The sequence below is a fragment of the Streptomyces xanthii genome, from assembly GCF_014621695.1.
Taxonomy (GTDB): Bacteria; Actinomycetota; Actinomycetes; order Streptomycetales; family Streptomycetaceae; genus Streptomyces; species Streptomyces xanthii.
In genome coordinates this window covers 7,803,562-7,818,694 of sequence record NZ_CP061281.1, presented here as the reverse complement: position 1 = coordinate 7,818,694, position 15,133 = coordinate 7,803,562, and the positions used below count along the sequence as shown (strand labels likewise).

At 69.7% G+C, this 15,133-nt stretch carries 13 protein-coding genes and 2 pseudogenes; 5 read left to right on the top strand and 10 right to left on the bottom strand.

What is annotated here, in order from left to right; genetic code table 11:
- Positions 1-102: 102 nt before the first annotated feature.
- The 4 genes from IAG42_RS35630 to IAG42_RS35615 form a co-directional block, all read right to left on the bottom strand.
- A complete protein-coding gene (locus IAG42_RS35630) occupies positions 103-465 on the bottom strand; it encodes a DUF1304 domain-containing protein (RefSeq protein WP_188341061.1) in 363 nt (120 codons plus the stop codon).
- A gap of 421 nt (positions 466-886) precedes the next feature.
- Positions 887-3,670, bottom strand: coding sequence for a SpoIIE family protein phosphatase (locus IAG42_RS35625; RefSeq protein ID WP_188341060.1), 2,784 nt, complete (start codon positions 3,668-3,670; stop codon positions 887-889).
- On the bottom strand, positions 3,667-4,863 hold the full coding sequence (locus IAG42_RS35620) for a PP2C family protein-serine/threonine phosphatase (protein WP_188341790.1): 1,197 nt from the start codon (positions 4,861-4,863) through the stop codon (positions 3,667-3,669). The genes IAG42_RS35625 and IAG42_RS35620 overlap by 4 nt, the downstream gene beginning before the upstream one ends.
- A gap of 288 nt (positions 4,864-5,151) precedes the next feature.
- Entirely contained in the window at positions 5,152-5,547 is a 396-nt protein-coding gene (locus tag IAG42_RS35615) for a GNAT family N-acetyltransferase (RefSeq protein ID WP_188341059.1), read from the bottom strand.
- Positions 5,548-5,773: 226 nt separating this feature from the next.
- Between IAG42_RS35615 and IAG42_RS35610 the strand changes: the two genes are divergently transcribed.
- Together IAG42_RS35610 and IAG42_RS38235 are read left to right on the top strand one after the other, a co-directional pair.
- Positions 5,774-6,184, top strand: coding sequence for an HIT family protein (locus tag IAG42_RS35610; RefSeq protein WP_223206334.1), 411 nt, complete (start codon positions 5,774-5,776; stop codon positions 6,182-6,184).
- 77 nt (positions 6,185-6,261) lie between these two features.
- A pseudogene (locus tag IAG42_RS38235) lies at positions 6,262-6,461 on the top strand (class I SAM-dependent methyltransferase); the annotation flags it as partial.
- Positions 6,462-6,849: 388 nt separating this feature from the next.
- Here IAG42_RS38235 and IAG42_RS35605 read toward each other — a convergent pair.
- Together IAG42_RS35605 and IAG42_RS35600 are read right to left on the bottom strand one after the other, a co-directional pair.
- Positions 6,850-7,323, bottom strand: coding sequence for a hypothetical protein (locus IAG42_RS35605; RefSeq protein ID WP_188341057.1), 474 nt, complete (start codon positions 7,321-7,323; stop codon positions 6,850-6,852).
- A gap of 304 nt (positions 7,324-7,627) precedes the next feature.
- Positions 7,628-8,542 carry an NAD(P)-dependent oxidoreductase gene (locus tag IAG42_RS35600; RefSeq protein ID WP_188341056.1) on the bottom strand — a complete coding sequence of 305 codons (915 nt, stop codon included), beginning with the start codon at positions 8,540-8,542 and terminating at the stop codon, positions 7,628-7,630.
- 252 nt (positions 8,543-8,794) lie between these two features.
- On the opposite strand from IAG42_RS35600, the gene IAG42_RS35595 reads away from it, so the two are divergent.
- Positions 8,795-9,106 (top strand): transposase, encoded by a 312-nt coding sequence (locus tag IAG42_RS35595; RefSeq protein ID WP_223206333.1) that lies wholly within the window; start codon positions 8,795-8,797, stop codon positions 9,104-9,106.
- Positions 9,107-9,125: 19 nt separating this feature from the next.
- Here the strand turns inward: IAG42_RS35595 and IAG42_RS35590 are convergent, their stop codons facing one another.
- A complete protein-coding gene (locus IAG42_RS35590) occupies positions 9,126-10,013 on the bottom strand; it encodes an alpha/beta hydrolase (protein ID WP_188341055.1) in 888 nt (295 codons plus the stop codon).
- A 147-nt stretch (positions 10,014-10,160) separates the two neighbouring features.
- On the opposite strand from IAG42_RS35590, the gene IAG42_RS35585 reads away from it, so the two are divergent.
- A complete protein-coding gene (locus IAG42_RS35585; protein ID WP_188341054.1) occupies positions 10,161-11,024 on the top strand; it encodes a helix-turn-helix domain-containing protein in 864 nt (287 codons plus the stop codon).
- 130 nt (positions 11,025-11,154) lie between these two features.
- Here IAG42_RS35585 and IAG42_RS35580 read toward each other — a convergent pair.
- Positions 11,155-11,907: pseudogene (locus tag IAG42_RS35580) on the bottom strand (transposase family protein).
- Between the two features lie 740 nt (positions 11,908-12,647).
- Here IAG42_RS35580 and IAG42_RS35575 point away from each other — a divergent pair.
- On the top strand, positions 12,648-13,280 hold the full coding sequence (locus tag IAG42_RS35575; RefSeq protein WP_188341053.1) for an MBL fold metallo-hydrolase: 633 nt from the start codon (positions 12,648-12,650) through the stop codon (positions 13,278-13,280).
- 678 nt (positions 13,281-13,958) lie between these two features.
- Here IAG42_RS35575 and IAG42_RS35570 read toward each other — a convergent pair.
- Positions 13,959-14,429 (bottom strand): SAM-dependent methyltransferase, encoded by a 471-nt coding sequence (locus IAG42_RS35570; RefSeq protein WP_188341052.1) that lies wholly within the window; start codon positions 14,427-14,429, stop codon positions 13,959-13,961.
- A 15-nt stretch (positions 14,430-14,444) separates the two neighbouring features.
- Positions 14,445-15,125 (bottom strand): class I SAM-dependent methyltransferase, encoded by a 681-nt coding sequence (locus IAG42_RS35565; protein WP_188341051.1) that lies wholly within the window; start codon positions 15,123-15,125, stop codon positions 14,445-14,447.
- Positions 15,126-15,133: the final 8 nt, after the last annotated feature.

The window sequence follows — 15,133 nt, the reverse complement described above, 5'->3', positions numbered from 1 at the left end:
CGTCGTCCACATCGATGAGCCCCATCCACCTCATTTTCAGGGGGCGTTCCTCCGACCACAGCGGCCTGCCTCCGTGCCCGCAAGCCGCAGCCTGTGCCTGTCTCAGTGGGCGGCCAGCACCAGTGCCAGACCGATCAGCGCTGGAACGGTCTGCACGAAGAGGATCTTCCGGCTGGCCGTGGCGGCACCGTACGTACCGGCCACGGCGACGCACACCAGGAAGAACACCTTCGCCTGGAAACCCACAGGGTCGGACACCACCGCGCCCCACACGAGACCGGCGGCGAGGAAGCCGTTGTACAGCCCCTGATTGGCGGCGAGCGCTTTCGTTTCCGCCGCGAAGGCGGCACTGGTCCCGAACGCGGCCCGGGCCTGTGGACCGGTCCACAGGAACATCTCCAGGACCAGGATGCAGACGTGGAGCGCGGCGATGAGCAGCACCACGGTGGTTGCGATGACGGACATGGACGCCAGAATTCCACACGACACCCGCCAGGCCATGTGCAAGAGGCAGCGGCGACCAGCAGCTCGGAAGGCACCAGTGCCGGGGTGCAACGCCGAGGACGACGCTGCACCTCCGCTGACTTTCAGGGTGGCACGCCGTCGCCCGCCACTTGGTCATGCCGCGGGGATCGGCCCCGTAGCCGCCCGGGAACCCGTCGGCGCCATTGCCACCCATGGCGTCCTCCGCGCTTGCGTCACCGGGGAAGAGGCCGGAATCGCCCGAGCCCGATTCCTCCGTGCCGGCGCCGGTGCCAGATGCCCGGCGAGGGGGCGCCGTCCGTTGTGCCCCCTCCCCCAAGCTCTCGGCTTCGCTCGAGCAGGGGGACCCCCATCGCCCCTGCGGAACGTATGCCGACAACGAACCGCAGGCCCTCGACCGGGCTCACCAGGCCAGGTCCTCCAGGGCGTCCAAGTCCGGGATCGGCGCCATCGGTTCCGGTCCGTCTGCGCCCACTCTCAATTCCGCCCAGATCGTCTTGCCCCGTCCGCCGTACCGGGTGCCCCAGCGTTCCGCGTACTGGGCGACCAAGTAGAGGCCGCGGCCGCCCTCGTCCGTCGTCGCCGCGTGACGCAGGTGCGGGGATGTGCTGCTGCCGTCGGAGACCTCGCAGATCAGGGTCCGGTCGTGGAGGAGCCGAACGCGCACCGGATCCGCCCCGTACCGCACCGCGTTCGTGATCAGCTCGCTCAGGATCAGCTCCGCCGCGAACGCGAGCCCGTCGAGCCCCCACTCGGACAGCTTCGCCGCCGCCGCGTTGCGCACCGGCGACACCGCCGACGGGTCCCGGGACACCTCCCACTGCGCGATCCGGTCCCGGTCGAGCAGCCGGGTCTGTGCCACGAGCAGCGCGATGTCGTCACGCTGCGTCGGCGTGAGGAGCGTCGCGAGCACGTCCGCGCAGGTCTGCTCCGGGTTCCGGTCCGGCCGGTCGAGCGTCGACCGCAGCATCCCGAGGCCCGTGTCGATGTCCCGCCCATGGTCCTCCAGGAGCCCGTCCGTGAACAGGACCAGTTTGCTGCCCTCCGGCAGCCGCAGCTCCGTCGACTCGAAGGGCACGTCCCCCAGGCCGAGTCCCAGAGGCAGGCCCGGCGTCAGCTCCGGGAACTCGACCCGGCCGTCGGGGCCCACGAGCGCCGGTCCGGGATGCCCCGCGCTCGCCACCTGGCAGAGCCCGGACGCGGGGTCGTAGATCGCGTACAGACAGGTCGCACCAGTGATGCCCTCGTCCCGCCGTCGCACCTCGCCGACCGTGCCCTCCCCGTCCCCGCCCCCGTGCTCGATCCGTCCCGTCAGCTCGTCGAGATGGCCGAGCAGTTCGTCCGGCGGCACGTCCAGGGTCGAGAAGTTGTGCACGGCCGTCCGCAGCCGCCCCATGGTCGCCGCCGCGTGCAGCCCGTGCCCCACCACGTCCCCGACCACGAGCGCCACCCGCGCCCCCGGCAGCGGGATCACGTCGAACCAGTCGCCGCCGACCCCGGCCTTCGCCGGGAGATAGCGGTACGCCACCTCCACCGCGCTCTGCTCCGGCAGCACCCGCGGCAGCAGGCTCCGCTGGAGCGTCACCGCCATCGCGTGCTCCCGGGTGAACCGGCGCGCGTTGTCGATCGCGACCGCCGCCCGAGCCGCCAACTCCTCCGCGAACGACAGGTCCTCCTCCCCGAACGGCTCCGGGGTGTCCGCGCGCCAGAAGTTCGCCATCCCCAGGACCACCCCACGGGCCTGCAGCGGCACCGTGAGCAGCGAGTGCATCCCGTACGCCAAGGCCTGCGCCGCCCCCTCCGGGTCCTGCGCCCGCCAGCCCTCCGCCGCCGCCAGCTGCGGCTCCACCACCGCGTGTCCGGCGTTCAGGGCCTTTGCCATCGGGGTGCTGCGGACGTCGAAGTGGACCGTGTCCCCGACCGGCTGCAGCGGCCGTCCCGGCCGCAGCCCGCTCAGCGCCGTCCGCCGCATCTCCGTGGACGCGGCCGCGCCCTCCGACGGCTCCTCCCCGCGCAGCACCGGTTCGAGCAGCTCCACCGTGGCGAAGTCCGCGAACCGCGGCACCGCCACCTCCGCCAGCTCCTCCGCCGTCCGCACGACCTCGAGCGTCGTCCCGATCCGCACCCCCGCCTCGTACAGCAGCTGCAGCCGGCTGCGGGCCACCGCCGCCCGGCCGGTCACGGCCGCCAGCTCGGTGGTGTCCCGCATCGTCATCACACACCCGGCCTCCGAACCGTGCGCCAGTGTGGGCCGCACGCTCACCGCGAGCAGCCGGTCGCCCGCTCGGTGCACCTCGTCCGTCGCGGACCGCCCCGACTCCAGGAGCTCGACCGTCCGCGGATCGAGCCCGAGCTCCGAGACATGCCGCGCCTCCGCCTCCGCCTCCGCCGAGAGACCGAGCAACCGGTGGGCCTCGTCGTTGGCGAGCAGCAGCCGGTGATCGGCACCCACGATCAGCACGCCTTCGCGCACCGCGTGCAGGACCGCCTCGTGGTGCTCCTTCATCCGGGTCATCTCCGCCGGACCGAGCCCGTGCGTCTGCCGCCGCAGCCGCCGGCTCACCAGCGCCGCGCCGCCCACGGCCGCTGCCAGGGCGCCGCCCGCCGCCCCGATGAGCAGCGGCAGCCGGTCCTGCACCGAGTGCGCAATGCTCTCCACCTCGATGCCGCTGCTGACCAGGCCCACGATCCGGCCCTTGGCGTCCACTACCGGCACGACGGCCCGCACGGCGTCGTTCGGCGCGCCGTGGAACAGCTCGGTGTACGCCTCTCCCTTCACCGCCGCCCGCGAGAGGTCCCCGGTCGCCTTCTTGCCGATCAGCTCCGGCTGCGAGTCGGTGTACCGCACCCCGGAGCGGCTCAGGACCGCGATGAAGTCCACGCCCGTGGACTTCCGGGTCGCCTCCGCCCGGCTCTGCAGCACCGCCGTCGGATTCGGCGAGGTCAGCGCCGCGTCGATGCCCGGCGCGTGGGCGAAGGCCTCCGCGACCGCGAGCGAGCGGATCCGGGCGTCCCGCTCGGTGTCCCGCCGCTCCTGGTGGAAGACCACGAACGCCGCCACCGCGATCACCAGGAGCGCGATCAGCGCCTCCAGCGCGAAGACCTGCCCGGCGACGCTCCGCAGGCCCGTGCCCCGGCCCTTCCCCTTCCCAGGCGTCCGGACCTTGCCCCCGTGCCTGGCCGTCATCCCGTGCTCCTGGCGATCAGAAGCGCCACGTCGTCCGGCGCACCCGTCCGGCGCAGCACCCGCAGGAACCGGTCACAGGTCTCCTCCAGCGGCCCGCGCGCCTCGTCGAGGAGGTGGACGAGGCACGCGGACCGCTCGTCGATCGCCTCGTGGCGGGTCTCGATCAGACCGTCCGTGCCGTCCGTGTAGAGCACGAGCCGGTCCCCGGCCCGGAGCGGCACCCGGACCGTCCAGAAGGTGCCGCCGACGACGCCCAGCGACACCCCCGTGGACAGCCGCATCAGCTCGGCCGGTCCGTCCGCCGGGCTCCGGAGGGGCGGCAGATGGCCCGCGTTCGCGATCCGGCACCGCTGCCGCACCAGGTGGTACGCGACAAACAGGCAGGCCGCGATGTATTGCTCCAGGCCGGCCGTGATCCGGTCCAGATGCTGCAGGACCTGCCCCGGGGACAGATCGAGGTTCGCGAACGCGCAGGTCACCGTCCACAACCTGCCCATCGTCGCCCCCGCGTCGATTCCGCCGCCCATCACGTCCCCGACGACCAGCGCCGTCTTGTCGCCGGGCAGCGCGATCACGTCGTACCAGTCGCCGCCGACCTCGCTCGACGCGTGCGCCGAGTGGTAGCGGGCGGCGACCTCCAGGCCCGTCAGCTCCGGGGGCACGCCCGGCAGCAGGCCCCGCTGGAGCGTCACCGCCGAGTTCCGCACAACGTAGCGGAGAGCGGCGTCGAGGACGGCGAGGCCTATCGGCGACTGCGACACCAGGCGGTCGGAGAGCGCCGGCTCGGTCACGCTCCGCTCGACGACGGCACCGTCGGCGGCGATCCCGAGGGCGTAGAGGTCGCCCAGGTCGTCAGGGATCCGCATGCTGCGGAACTCCACCCGCCGGGTGGAGCCGTCCTTGTCCCGTACGGGGAAGGTGACCGTCCAGGCCGTGCCGCCGCGCAGCACCTCGCCAAAGAGGCGCATCGCCTCCGCGCGGTGATCCCAGTCGACGATCACTCGGGCCACGTACAGCCCGAGGGCTTCGTCGGCGAGGAAACCGAACGGGCTCTCCGTCTGTGCGCTCCACAGCACGATCCGGCCGCGGGCATCGATGACGACGACGGCGACGCCGAGCACGTCGAGTAGCGCCTTGCCGTCGACAGGCGCACCGACCCGCCCCGCCGTCCCCGGGAAGGAACCGGCCGTCACACTGCCCTCCTCCCACCGCGCCGCGCCTGTCTCCATGCTCCCTGCCAGGACGACGGGCCGCTCGTTGTGGCGCACGGCCGTTACCGCAGCCCACGTAAGGCCCCTGCGCACCACGGGGCAGGGCCTGGAATGCATGGACGATGTCGTCGACGAAACCGACCGGTGGTTCGTCTTCGTTGCGGCCGCTTGGGTACTCGCCAGGGCCCGTGCCGAGGAACGCGTCGTCGCCGGCTGCACATCTTCCTCCCGGCCTCTGAGCACCCAGGCCAGCGGCTGGGCGGGCAAGGATTACAACGCGATCAGTCCCGCTGCCGTCTCACTGAAGCCGCAGGCATCGAAGTAGAACGTTCGCAAGTGCTCTTCGAAGTCGACATGCAGCCACTCACACCCTGCCTCCCGGCATCCGTCAGCAGCTGCCTTGACCAGCGCGGCTCCTACCCCGTTCGAACGACAGCTCTGAGCGACGACCGTGTCCAGGGCGAACGCATGGACGCCGCCGTCCCAGGCGACGTTGACGAAGCCGACCAAACGATCACCTTCCCAGGCGCAGACCCAGCCAAGGCTGTGACGTTGAAGCCTTGCCCTCCAGTCCGCCTGCTCGACTGGATGATCGAATCCTTCGGCATGCAGCTTGTTGAGAGCTGAGTTGTCGACGTCGCCCCGCCACTCATACGTGATCGTCATGATCCGAAACTAGCGACCACCAGAGCGGAACTACAGGGCGGCCCGACGCACTCACTCTCGGCTGCCGTCAGAACTGCTGAACAAAGACCGCGCCGAAAATCGGGAAGTGCTGCCCAGGCTCAGGCTGTGGCTCAACTCCTGTGAAACCCGCAGCCCAGACTGCTCCGAAGCTGAGTACCGACCCGACCCTGCGGCGGTTTCGGGACGGCCTGACACGATGGCGTGCATGGACTGCGTCTTCTGCCGACTGATGCGTGAAGGCACCGCGCGCTGGGTGGCCCGTGGGGCGGAGGCGTGCGCCTTCGCCCCGCTGAACCCGCTTGCGCCCGGACACACGCTGGTGGTTCCCAGCCGCCACTACACCGGCGTGTTCGACACTCCGCCCGGGGTACTTGCCGCGTCGATGTCGCTGGTCCAGGACTTGGCCCTGGCCATGAGGACCGCACTGGATGCCTCAGGCGTCAACATTCTCAGTGCCAGCGGACCCGGATCGGAACAGTCAGTGCCTCACCTGCACTTCCACGTCGTTCCCCGGTGGGTGGACGACGGAATCTCCACGTGGCCGACCAGCCCATCCCGCCACCACCTCATAGGCGATCCGAGTGCCAAACTGACCGAAGCGCTCAACCACGGCTAGGAGCCGCTAACAGAAGTCGTTGGACGTGGCGGTGAGTCCTTCGCCCGCACCATGACGCAGTTCCTGGTCGACGCTTTGGCAGTCATCTCGCCCTCACCAGCTTTGCTGCCGGCGAGGCAGGAACGGGTTCGGAGCTCGCCGACGCGGACCTCTACCGTGACGCGATCTGCAGGGCGGCCTCGCTCACATGCCCGAATCTCTGCGCTGGATCTTCTCTGACCTGGTGGAGGTCGAACTACGCCGCATGCGGGACAAGCTGCCCGAGTCCGCAGTCTTCAGCGTGACGTACCCTTCTCGGACCTGGCACCCGCGGCATCACCCGAAGAACGGGAAAGACCTGGTGCTCCGTCCTCTGCTTGCGCCAGGCCCTTCCCACCCCGAACCCTGCGTGCCGCAAAAATCCCGGTCGGCCATTCCTCGCTGGCACCTGGCAGCAGGTTTCGACAACACGACGGCGGCCACCTCAGGGTCTGGGGGCACCGCCGTTGACGACCGCGGCCAGGACCTCGATCACATCCTGCACCTCGTCCACGGTGCGTATGCCGGTCTCCCGGGCGGGCGGGGCAGAAGCAGCCTATGTGCTGTGCTTCATGCCGTCAGACCAGGCGGTCAGCGCTATGGCTGTGGCCGGTGACGTGCGAAACGCAGGCCGCCGGCGCGTGACACTATCCGGCCGGGCTGCCTCGGAGCCCCCAGACGAAGCCGCCCTCGCCGTCGGAGTCGAGGTTGTAGTAGACGGTGGCGTCCGCCGTCACGCGGGCGGGATTGAGGCCCGATATATAACGCGTCGTGCACTGGATGGTGCCCGACTCAGCCCGATTCATCTCCGCGGTGTCGTCGCAGCGCGCCGTCGCGATGTCGGCGCCGCCGACACGTTCGAGGCGCACCTTGATGTCAAAGTTGTCGAACTTCCGCAGGCCGCCGCCATCGGTCCAGTAGCCGTTCGCGCTCGCGCGTACCTGGCCCTGACTGTTCTCGGTGATGCACATCCTGATGTACACGTCGGTGTTGTAGCCGGAGGTGTCGAACTCCCTTTCCTGCGGTCCCCCGCAACCCGCCGCCTGTGCGGGTGAGCCGAGGACGACGACGCCGGTGGCCGCAAGAGCCAGGGCCGCCAGGGATGTGGTGATGCGCTTCATACGTCTCCTGTTGTGTGCGCGGACGGGATGGTCAGGCATGTGCACCACTGCAGCAAGTGAGCTCTGCAGCCAACGAGTTGGTGTCTCCACCAGAGCGTGATCATGAGTGATCCTATGCAGCTCACCCGGCACCTCATCGTATGAATGTGCGATTTCTGTAGTGAGGGTTGTGTGCGAGAGAAGTGACCTCGCTGGGGCCGTTTCTCGTGAGGCCGGTGCAGGGCCTGTCGGACTCGGGCCTGGTCAACCACAAGCCGCAAGGAGGCACTGTCGAGGCCGTTTCGAGGGAGGCACCGCGGCCGGCCTATGCCTCGCCCTGTGGTGCCAGCAGTTCGAACAGGCCGGAGAATCCCTGGTGGCCGTGGCCGTCCGCGATGCGTCGGTCCATCAGCTTCTTGACCTCCCGCATCCGCACACTCTCCACGCCGAGAGACTCGCGGTGGCCGATCAGGTCGTCCATCAGCGCCGCCTGGACATCGAGCGAGCCGAGGTCCGGCCCGTACTTCCCGCTTTCGACCGCTCGGACCATCGAGGTCAGCAGTGCCGGGTACCCGGCCAAGGAAGCGCCGAACCGGTCGGTGAACCCGGCCAGGTCCGCTCCCTCCGCGCGCAGCAGGCGCAGGGTGTGCAGGTAGCCGATGAGCAGTTCGTACGACGTGGCGACCTGGGCGAGGAACTCGACGGCAGCGGCGCCAGGGTCCTCACCGTGATAGGTGACGGTGCCCAGTTCCCGCAGAGTGCCCTCATGGGCGGCGAAGGAGCTCCCGGAACCGCTGAAGGTGAGGAGGATGTTCTGGGTGCCCATGCAGGGCGGGTGCCCCATGATGTTGCCGTCGATATATCCGGCGGCGCCATGCTCGCGCGCCCAGCGCTCGTTGGCGCGCGCCTGGGACGGCGAGCCGCTGGTCACATTGACCAGCGTGCGGCCGGTGATCGCGGTGCCGACAGAGGTCATTACCTGTTCGACCGCGGTGCCGTCGAGCAGGGCCACCACCACCAGCGGACTGGCCGCGACCGCGTCAGCGGCGGTGGGTACGGCTGTGGCGCCGGCGTCGGCCAGTGCGTCGGCCTTGGCCGCGGTGCGGTTCCAGACAGTGGTGGGGTGGCCGCGGTCAAGGAAGCTTCTGGCGATCGCCGAGCCCATGGCGCCGAGGCCGAGCACGGTGACCGGACACGCTCGTGCCACCGCGCGGTTGGTGGTGTCCGCTGCTCTGGTCATGGAGGGGCCTCCTGAAAGTCGGAACGAGGCATCGGATGAACGCCCGTGCAGCGCACCTTGTTCGCATGGCTGAAGGCGTGACCAGCTTCGCCACCGCCGTTACCTGAAACAACACCGATCCGCTGAAGTACCGTCCAGTGCGGCTAAACAATCGGGGAGCGCAGAGCATGCAGCGCCACTGGCACCAGATCCTGACCCAGCTGCAGTCCCTGGCCGACATGAAGGGGCCAGGCACGCGCCCACCCCGATCGCGTGCGGGCCGACAAGGCGTACGCCTCCCGCAAGAACCACGCCTACCGGCGGCGCCGAGGAATCCGATGCACCATGCCCGACAAGGCCGACCAGGCACGCAACAGAAAGAAGCTCGGCTCCCGCAGCGGCCGGCCTCCGCGTTTCGACCCGGCAGACTACCGCGAGCGCCATGCTGTCGAATGCGGAATCAACCGTGTCAAGCGACATCGCGCGGTCGCCATGCGGTGCGACAAGCTTGCCGTCCGCTACGAGGCCGTTGTGCTGATCGCGGCCATCGGAGAGTGGCTGCGACCAGCACCCTCCCGCCCCTGAACCACCCAGGTGTCCCAGCTCAGACGAGGTCCTTGCTGAAAAACTCGATCAGCCTGGCGACGGCAGGAGTCACGTACTGGTCGCGGTCGTACAGGTCGACGTGGGTAGCGCCCTCGACGAGGAACAGTTCGGCGTTGCCGGGGCTGTCGGCGACGGCCTTCTCGGAGAACCCGCGGGTCACCGCCGCGCTACCGGCGATCATGAGCAGCGGGCGGGGGGCGATCTTGGCGACGTCGGCGAAGGAGTCGAACTGTTCGAGGAGGTCCGCGCTGCGCACGACCATGTCGCCCGTGGAGCGGGGGTGGTGGCCGCGAGGCGTCTTGTAGTAATCGACGAACTCGGCCGTCGGGGCGGGGGTGTCGGCGTCGGCCGTCTCGGGAAGCACGGCGAACGTCGCCGCGGGCTCGCCGGCGGCCTCGGCGCTGCGGAGCTTTCCGGAGTTCGCCACCATCTGCTGCCAGCCCTCGGAGTCAGCACCCCGGAAGAAGCTGGGGACGTCCGTCCCGGACACGCCCGCCACGGCCTTCATCCGGTGGTCGGTCTGGGCGGCGTAGGGCACGTAGGCACCCGAGCCGCACACGCCCATCACACCGATGCGCTCGGAGTCGATCTCGGGGCGGGTGGTGAGGTAGGAGACCGCCGCGCGGAAGTCCTCGGCGCGCTGGAAGGGGTCCTCCAGGCCGCGGGGCATGTCCTCGGACTCGCCCTGGAACGCGGCGTCGAAGGTCAGCACCGCAAATCCCTCCTTGACCAGGCGTGTCGCGTACGCTGCCGGCGCCTGCTCCTTGACACCGGTCGTTGGGTGGCCGACGACGATACCGGCGAGCGGTCCATCGACGCAGTCGGGAAGGTAGAGGTGCCCGGCCAACTGCAGGCCGTTGGCCGGGAAGCGGACGTCAGTCCTCATGTTCTGCTCCTGCGGGATCATGGGTGGCCGGCGATCTGCGGGCCTGCATCCACTGTCCGGCCGCCAGCCGGGCGCAGGAAGGTCGCGCTGCTTCCTAGGAACGATCCTTCCCAGGCAGAGCCCCGTCCTCGGCGGCATGCTGGAGGAATGACCGGTTCCACACATCTTCGTGAACTCGGCGAGTTCCTCAAGCACCGCCACGGCGAACTCACACCCGCGCAGGTGGGCCTCCCCGAGCACGCGCACACCCAGCGCCGCGTGCGGGGGCTGCGCCGCGAAGAGGTCGCCGAGCTCGCCGCGATCAGCACCGACTACTACGTACGCATCGAACAGGGACGACTGGCCCCGTCACCACCGGTGCTCGACTCCCTCACGCGCGTGCTGCGGCTGGACGGCGACCAGAGGACGTACGCGGAAGGACTGGTCGCCCAGGCCGCGCGGGCCGGACACCGCACCACGCCGCGCCGGTCCGCCCGCCCCACGGTGCATCCGCACCTGACCCGGCTGCTCGCCCAGCTCACCGGCACACCCGACATCGTCTTCGGCCCGCGACTCGACATCCTCGCGTGGAACCCGCTGGCGGCGGAGCTGCTGTGCGACTTCGCGGCCGTGCCCCAGCACGAGCGCAACTACGTCCGCATGGTCTTCACGGACCCGGTGATGCGCGACATCTACCCGGACTGGGAGGACGTGGCCCGCACCTGCGTCGAGGTTCTGCGCATGGAGGCCGGAACGAACCCGACCGACCCGGCCCTCACCGCCCTTGTGGGCGAACTGGCAGTCGCCGACCAGCACTTCCGAACCTGGTGGGCCGAGCACCGCGTCGCGCACCCGGACTTCGGCAGCAAACGCATCGCGCACTCCACCGTCGGCGAACTCACCCTCGACTGGGACACCTTCCGCTACGCCGGCGCACCGGAACAGCAGCTCGTGCTCTGGTCGGCCGAACCAGGCACCCCAGACGCGGAACGACTGGCCGCTCTGGCCCGCGGCACAGCCCAGGGCCCGTGACCTTCCTGAGCATCAAAGCACCTGAAACGTCGCGCAGCAGTGGACCATCACCACTTGCGAAACAGGCCCTAAAGGGTGTTGCACAAGGCTGTGTTTGGGCAGGTCGGGGCCTGTGGGGGCAGTTCTCTGGTCATGATGTGAGGGCGAGGTTGTGCTTGTGGGCGACGGCCTGGACGGCGTGGTGGAGGCCGTCGCCGTGCTGCCGGCAGTCGCGGAGGATCTTGTAGTTCTTCATCCGGCCGATCACGTGCTCCACTCGTGCGCGGACCTTTCGGTGGGCGGCGTTGTCAGATTCCTCGCCCGGCAGGAGTTCGCGTCGGGGGCGTTTGCGTTGCGGGGTGACCATGCCGCAGTTGAGGTAGGCGCCGTCCGCGAGGACGGTCAAGTCCTGGCAGTGTTCGGCCAGGACGGAGGCTCGCCAGGCGTGCGCGTCCGCGGTGGTGCCCGGCACGGGCCGGCCTGCCGCGATGACGAGGCGGGTGTCGGCGTCCACGATGACCTGCACGTTCGCGGAGAACTGGTAGTTGCGGGAGGAGGAGCCGACGTTCCGGTCGCGGACCGGGACCAGGGTGCCGTCCACGATTTACAGCCGGTCCGCCGTATCCGTCGGCCGGGACACCGGCTCGAGGGCCAGCAGGGGTCCCAGGCGGTGAATCACCCGGCACGCGGTGGACGAGGAGACTCCGAACAGGGGGCCCAGCTGCCGCATGGTCAGGTTTGTGCGGTAGTACACCGCGACCAGCAGCAGGCTCCACGGCCGGCCCTGCATCGTGCCGTTGCCCCCGCGCTCGCGCACCGCTCTGAGCAGACGAGCAAACTGCGTTACCCGAAGCCCGGTGAACGTCTCCACCCACACCCGTTCAGCACTCAACATCCCAGCCATACAAGGAAAATGCCCAGCTCGCAGCCTTGTGCAACACCCTTTAGGGCGCACGGCCCACTGCCGGGGCTGTTGACAGGACGCATCAGCCAGGTCCTCCAGACACTCGAGCGCCGGGTCGGAGTGCCCCTGTTCGAGCACCAGCTCTCGTGTCACCCTCACTTCGGTCGACGGACGGTTCCGTGACGGCCTCTTGCCCCACGCCCAATCCTTGACGAGACACTCGCCCGCGGTCGCCGCGGGGCGCGGCATCACGGCTCCCTGCGGATTGGCCTTCCAGTTCGATGGCTGCAAACCTGCTGCTGATGACCATGGAGACGTTCCGCTGGTCCGTCCGGACTGCGACGTGACGATCCAGAAGATCCAGCTCTCCGATCCCTACTGACCGCTGCGAAGCTCGCAGGCGCACCTGACGGTCACCGAACTACCCGTGGACGGACCGGATCTGGGTGGCCTTCGCAGGTGAGCCCGGCGCCGAGCCGGATTCGAGTCCGGCATCGGATCCCTCCGGGGGAAAGTGACACTCGATCAAGCGAGCGCGATCTCGCAACATTCGCCAGCGGTGGTGGTCGTCCCCACGGTGGGCCGGGGCGTGGCGTGGCGGGTGGTCAGGCTTGAGGTCATTCATGCGCGACAGTCCCGGCATGCGTGATGGGAGCGGGCTGTTCGAGCTGGTTGTCACGCTGTGGAACAGCCTGATCGAACAGGGACCCGCTCTCGACCGGCCCTGTCATAGTGGCCGCATGAATTTGATCAAATACGGCCACGCCTGTGTGCGGCTGGAGGCGGACGGCCGGGTGCTGGTGATCGACCCTGGGACGTTCTCAGAGGCCGAAGCGCTCGACGGGGTCGACGAGGTGCTGGTGACGCACGAGCACCCCGACCACCTCGACATCGCCAAGCTCGTGGCGGCAGGTCAGCGCAACTCCGCGTTCAGGGTGTACCTGCCGCAGGCAGCGATCGAGTCGGCCCCCGAGCTGGGCGGCACGGCGGTCGCCGTCGAGACGGGGCAGCGGTTCACGGCGGCCGGGTTCGCCGTCGACGTCGTGGGCGGGACACACGCCGAGATCTACGACGGCCTGCCCGGCTGCGCCAACGTCGGCTTCGTCGTCGACGGCACGGTCTACCACCCGGGCGACTCGTTGTTCGTCCCGCCGTCGCCGGTGGAGACGCTGCTCATGCCGGCGGCCGCACCTTGGCTCAAGCTCTCCGAGGCGCTGGACTTCGTGCGGGCGGTACGGCCGAAGCGGGCGTTCCCGATCCACGACGCCACACTCAACGAGCTCGGCCAGGAGTACTTCGACGGCTGGTTGGACCTCAAGGGCGGCGCCGAGTACGCGCGCATCCCGGTCGGTGGGTCCGTGGCAATCCGCTAGCGGCGCCCGCTTCGCAGAACGGCTGCCGGCCGCCTCGTCGACCGTCGCAGACCGAAATGATCAGTTCCTGGGCCGGTACGCGCGCATCCGGACTCAGGTAGCGGATTCCGTCCCCCTCCGGCGGTGACCCGGTCTCCCGCCCGATCGGGTACCGACGGCTTCCCGCTGTGCGCCAGCTCCATCGCTCGTCCCACACCAACGCCGGCACCGGCGCATCCGCGGTGAGCATCACGGCCGCGGACACCACGTCATCGGCGACGTGGACGACGCCGACGTCCTGGCGGACGGCCAGGCCCTCGGTGGTGAGGGCGTCGGCAACCTCCTGGATATGCGGGCGTGCCGCCCTCGCCCGCAGCCCCGCGACCGCGTACGCGGTCGCGGCCCCGTGCGTCATCATCGGGTAGCCCGAACCGGAGCGCGGCCTCGGCCGGCTCTAGGCACGGCTCGTCGGTGACGAGGCCGGCCAGCCGCCGGCCGCGGAGGCGCGACAGTGCGCGGACAGCGGTGGTGAAGGACAGGCCGAGCTCACCCAAGACGGCCTGCGACGTCACGGCCGGGTCGACATCGAGGGGCCACCGGCGCGATCGCCGAGCCGCCGCTGAGCCGAGACCATCTCGACGTCACACGGCGGCCAGGACCTCTCCCTCTCCGTCGTCGACCGGCCCGAGACACCTGTGCTCAGTAGTAGGAGTTCATGAGTGTGGTGGCCCAGGCCGGCTGGGTGACCGGATGGCGTGGGGCGAACTCGACCAGGTACGGCTTGATGTCCAGGACGGGGGTGCCCGACAACGCGTCCAGGTCGGCGACCTGCAGGCTCAGGCCGTCCACAGCGAGCAGTCGGCAGCGGGAGACGCCGAGACGGTTCGGACGGTACGGCCCCCGGTGAGCGAATACCCCTACGGGGTCGGCGCTCGGGTTCCCTCGTGGTGGGCGGGGTTCGGTCCGCACCTCGGCCGGATGGATCCGGTCGAAGACGAAGACGACCTCCAGGTGAGAGAAGCACTCCAGGCCGAGCACCGCCGAGGCGGTGAAGCTCTCGTCATCCAGCCGGATCACGGCTCGGACGTCGTGCCAGTCGTCCTCGACCATCTCGCTGCGCCCGCCCACCACCCGGCCGACCGGTCGCAGGGTCATGGCGTCGTCGGCCATGGTGATCTCCACCTTTCAGTAGCGTTGCTGGGCGTCACGTCGCAGTGTGAACCAGAAGGTCGGCATCGCGTTCGTGCCCGGTGTGACGTCGAGCAGCTCCCACCCGGCGAACCTGGCGCGGAGCTCGTCGGCGGTGACGCCCGCCGCCCACGATGCGACCTCGGTCACCGGATTGCCGAGCGGCTCGGGGCCGTACCCGAACATCAGCAACCTCGCTCCGGGAGCGGCACGTCGGGTGAGTCCGGCGGCGTAGGCGTCGCGACGGTGCAGCGGGACCCCGCAGTAGCAGCTCAGGTCGAAGAACAGGTCGAAGGGGCCCGGCACGTCCAACTCGTCGAGGCGGGTGGCGTCTCCGTGCAGCAGCCGTACCGCCGCTCCCGCGGCTGCGGCCTTCTGCTTCGCCTGGTCGACGGCACGGTCGATGAGGTCGACAGCCGCCACCTCCCAGCCGTTCTGTGCGAGGTAGAGGGCATTGGTGCCCGTACCGCAGCCGAGTTCGAGGGCGCGGCCGGGCGGCAGCGCGCCGTGCCCCTCCACGAGGGCGACCAGTTCAGGTGGTGTCACTCCCGTGTCCCACGGCGGCTTCCCGGCTCGGTAGAAGCGCTCCAATGCCCGGTGGACGGACTCCTCCTCCGGGTCTCGTCGCGTGGAAGCCCGGTCAGGGACGGGTTCCCGGATGGCGTTGGGCTGATCCATCGTCTCCT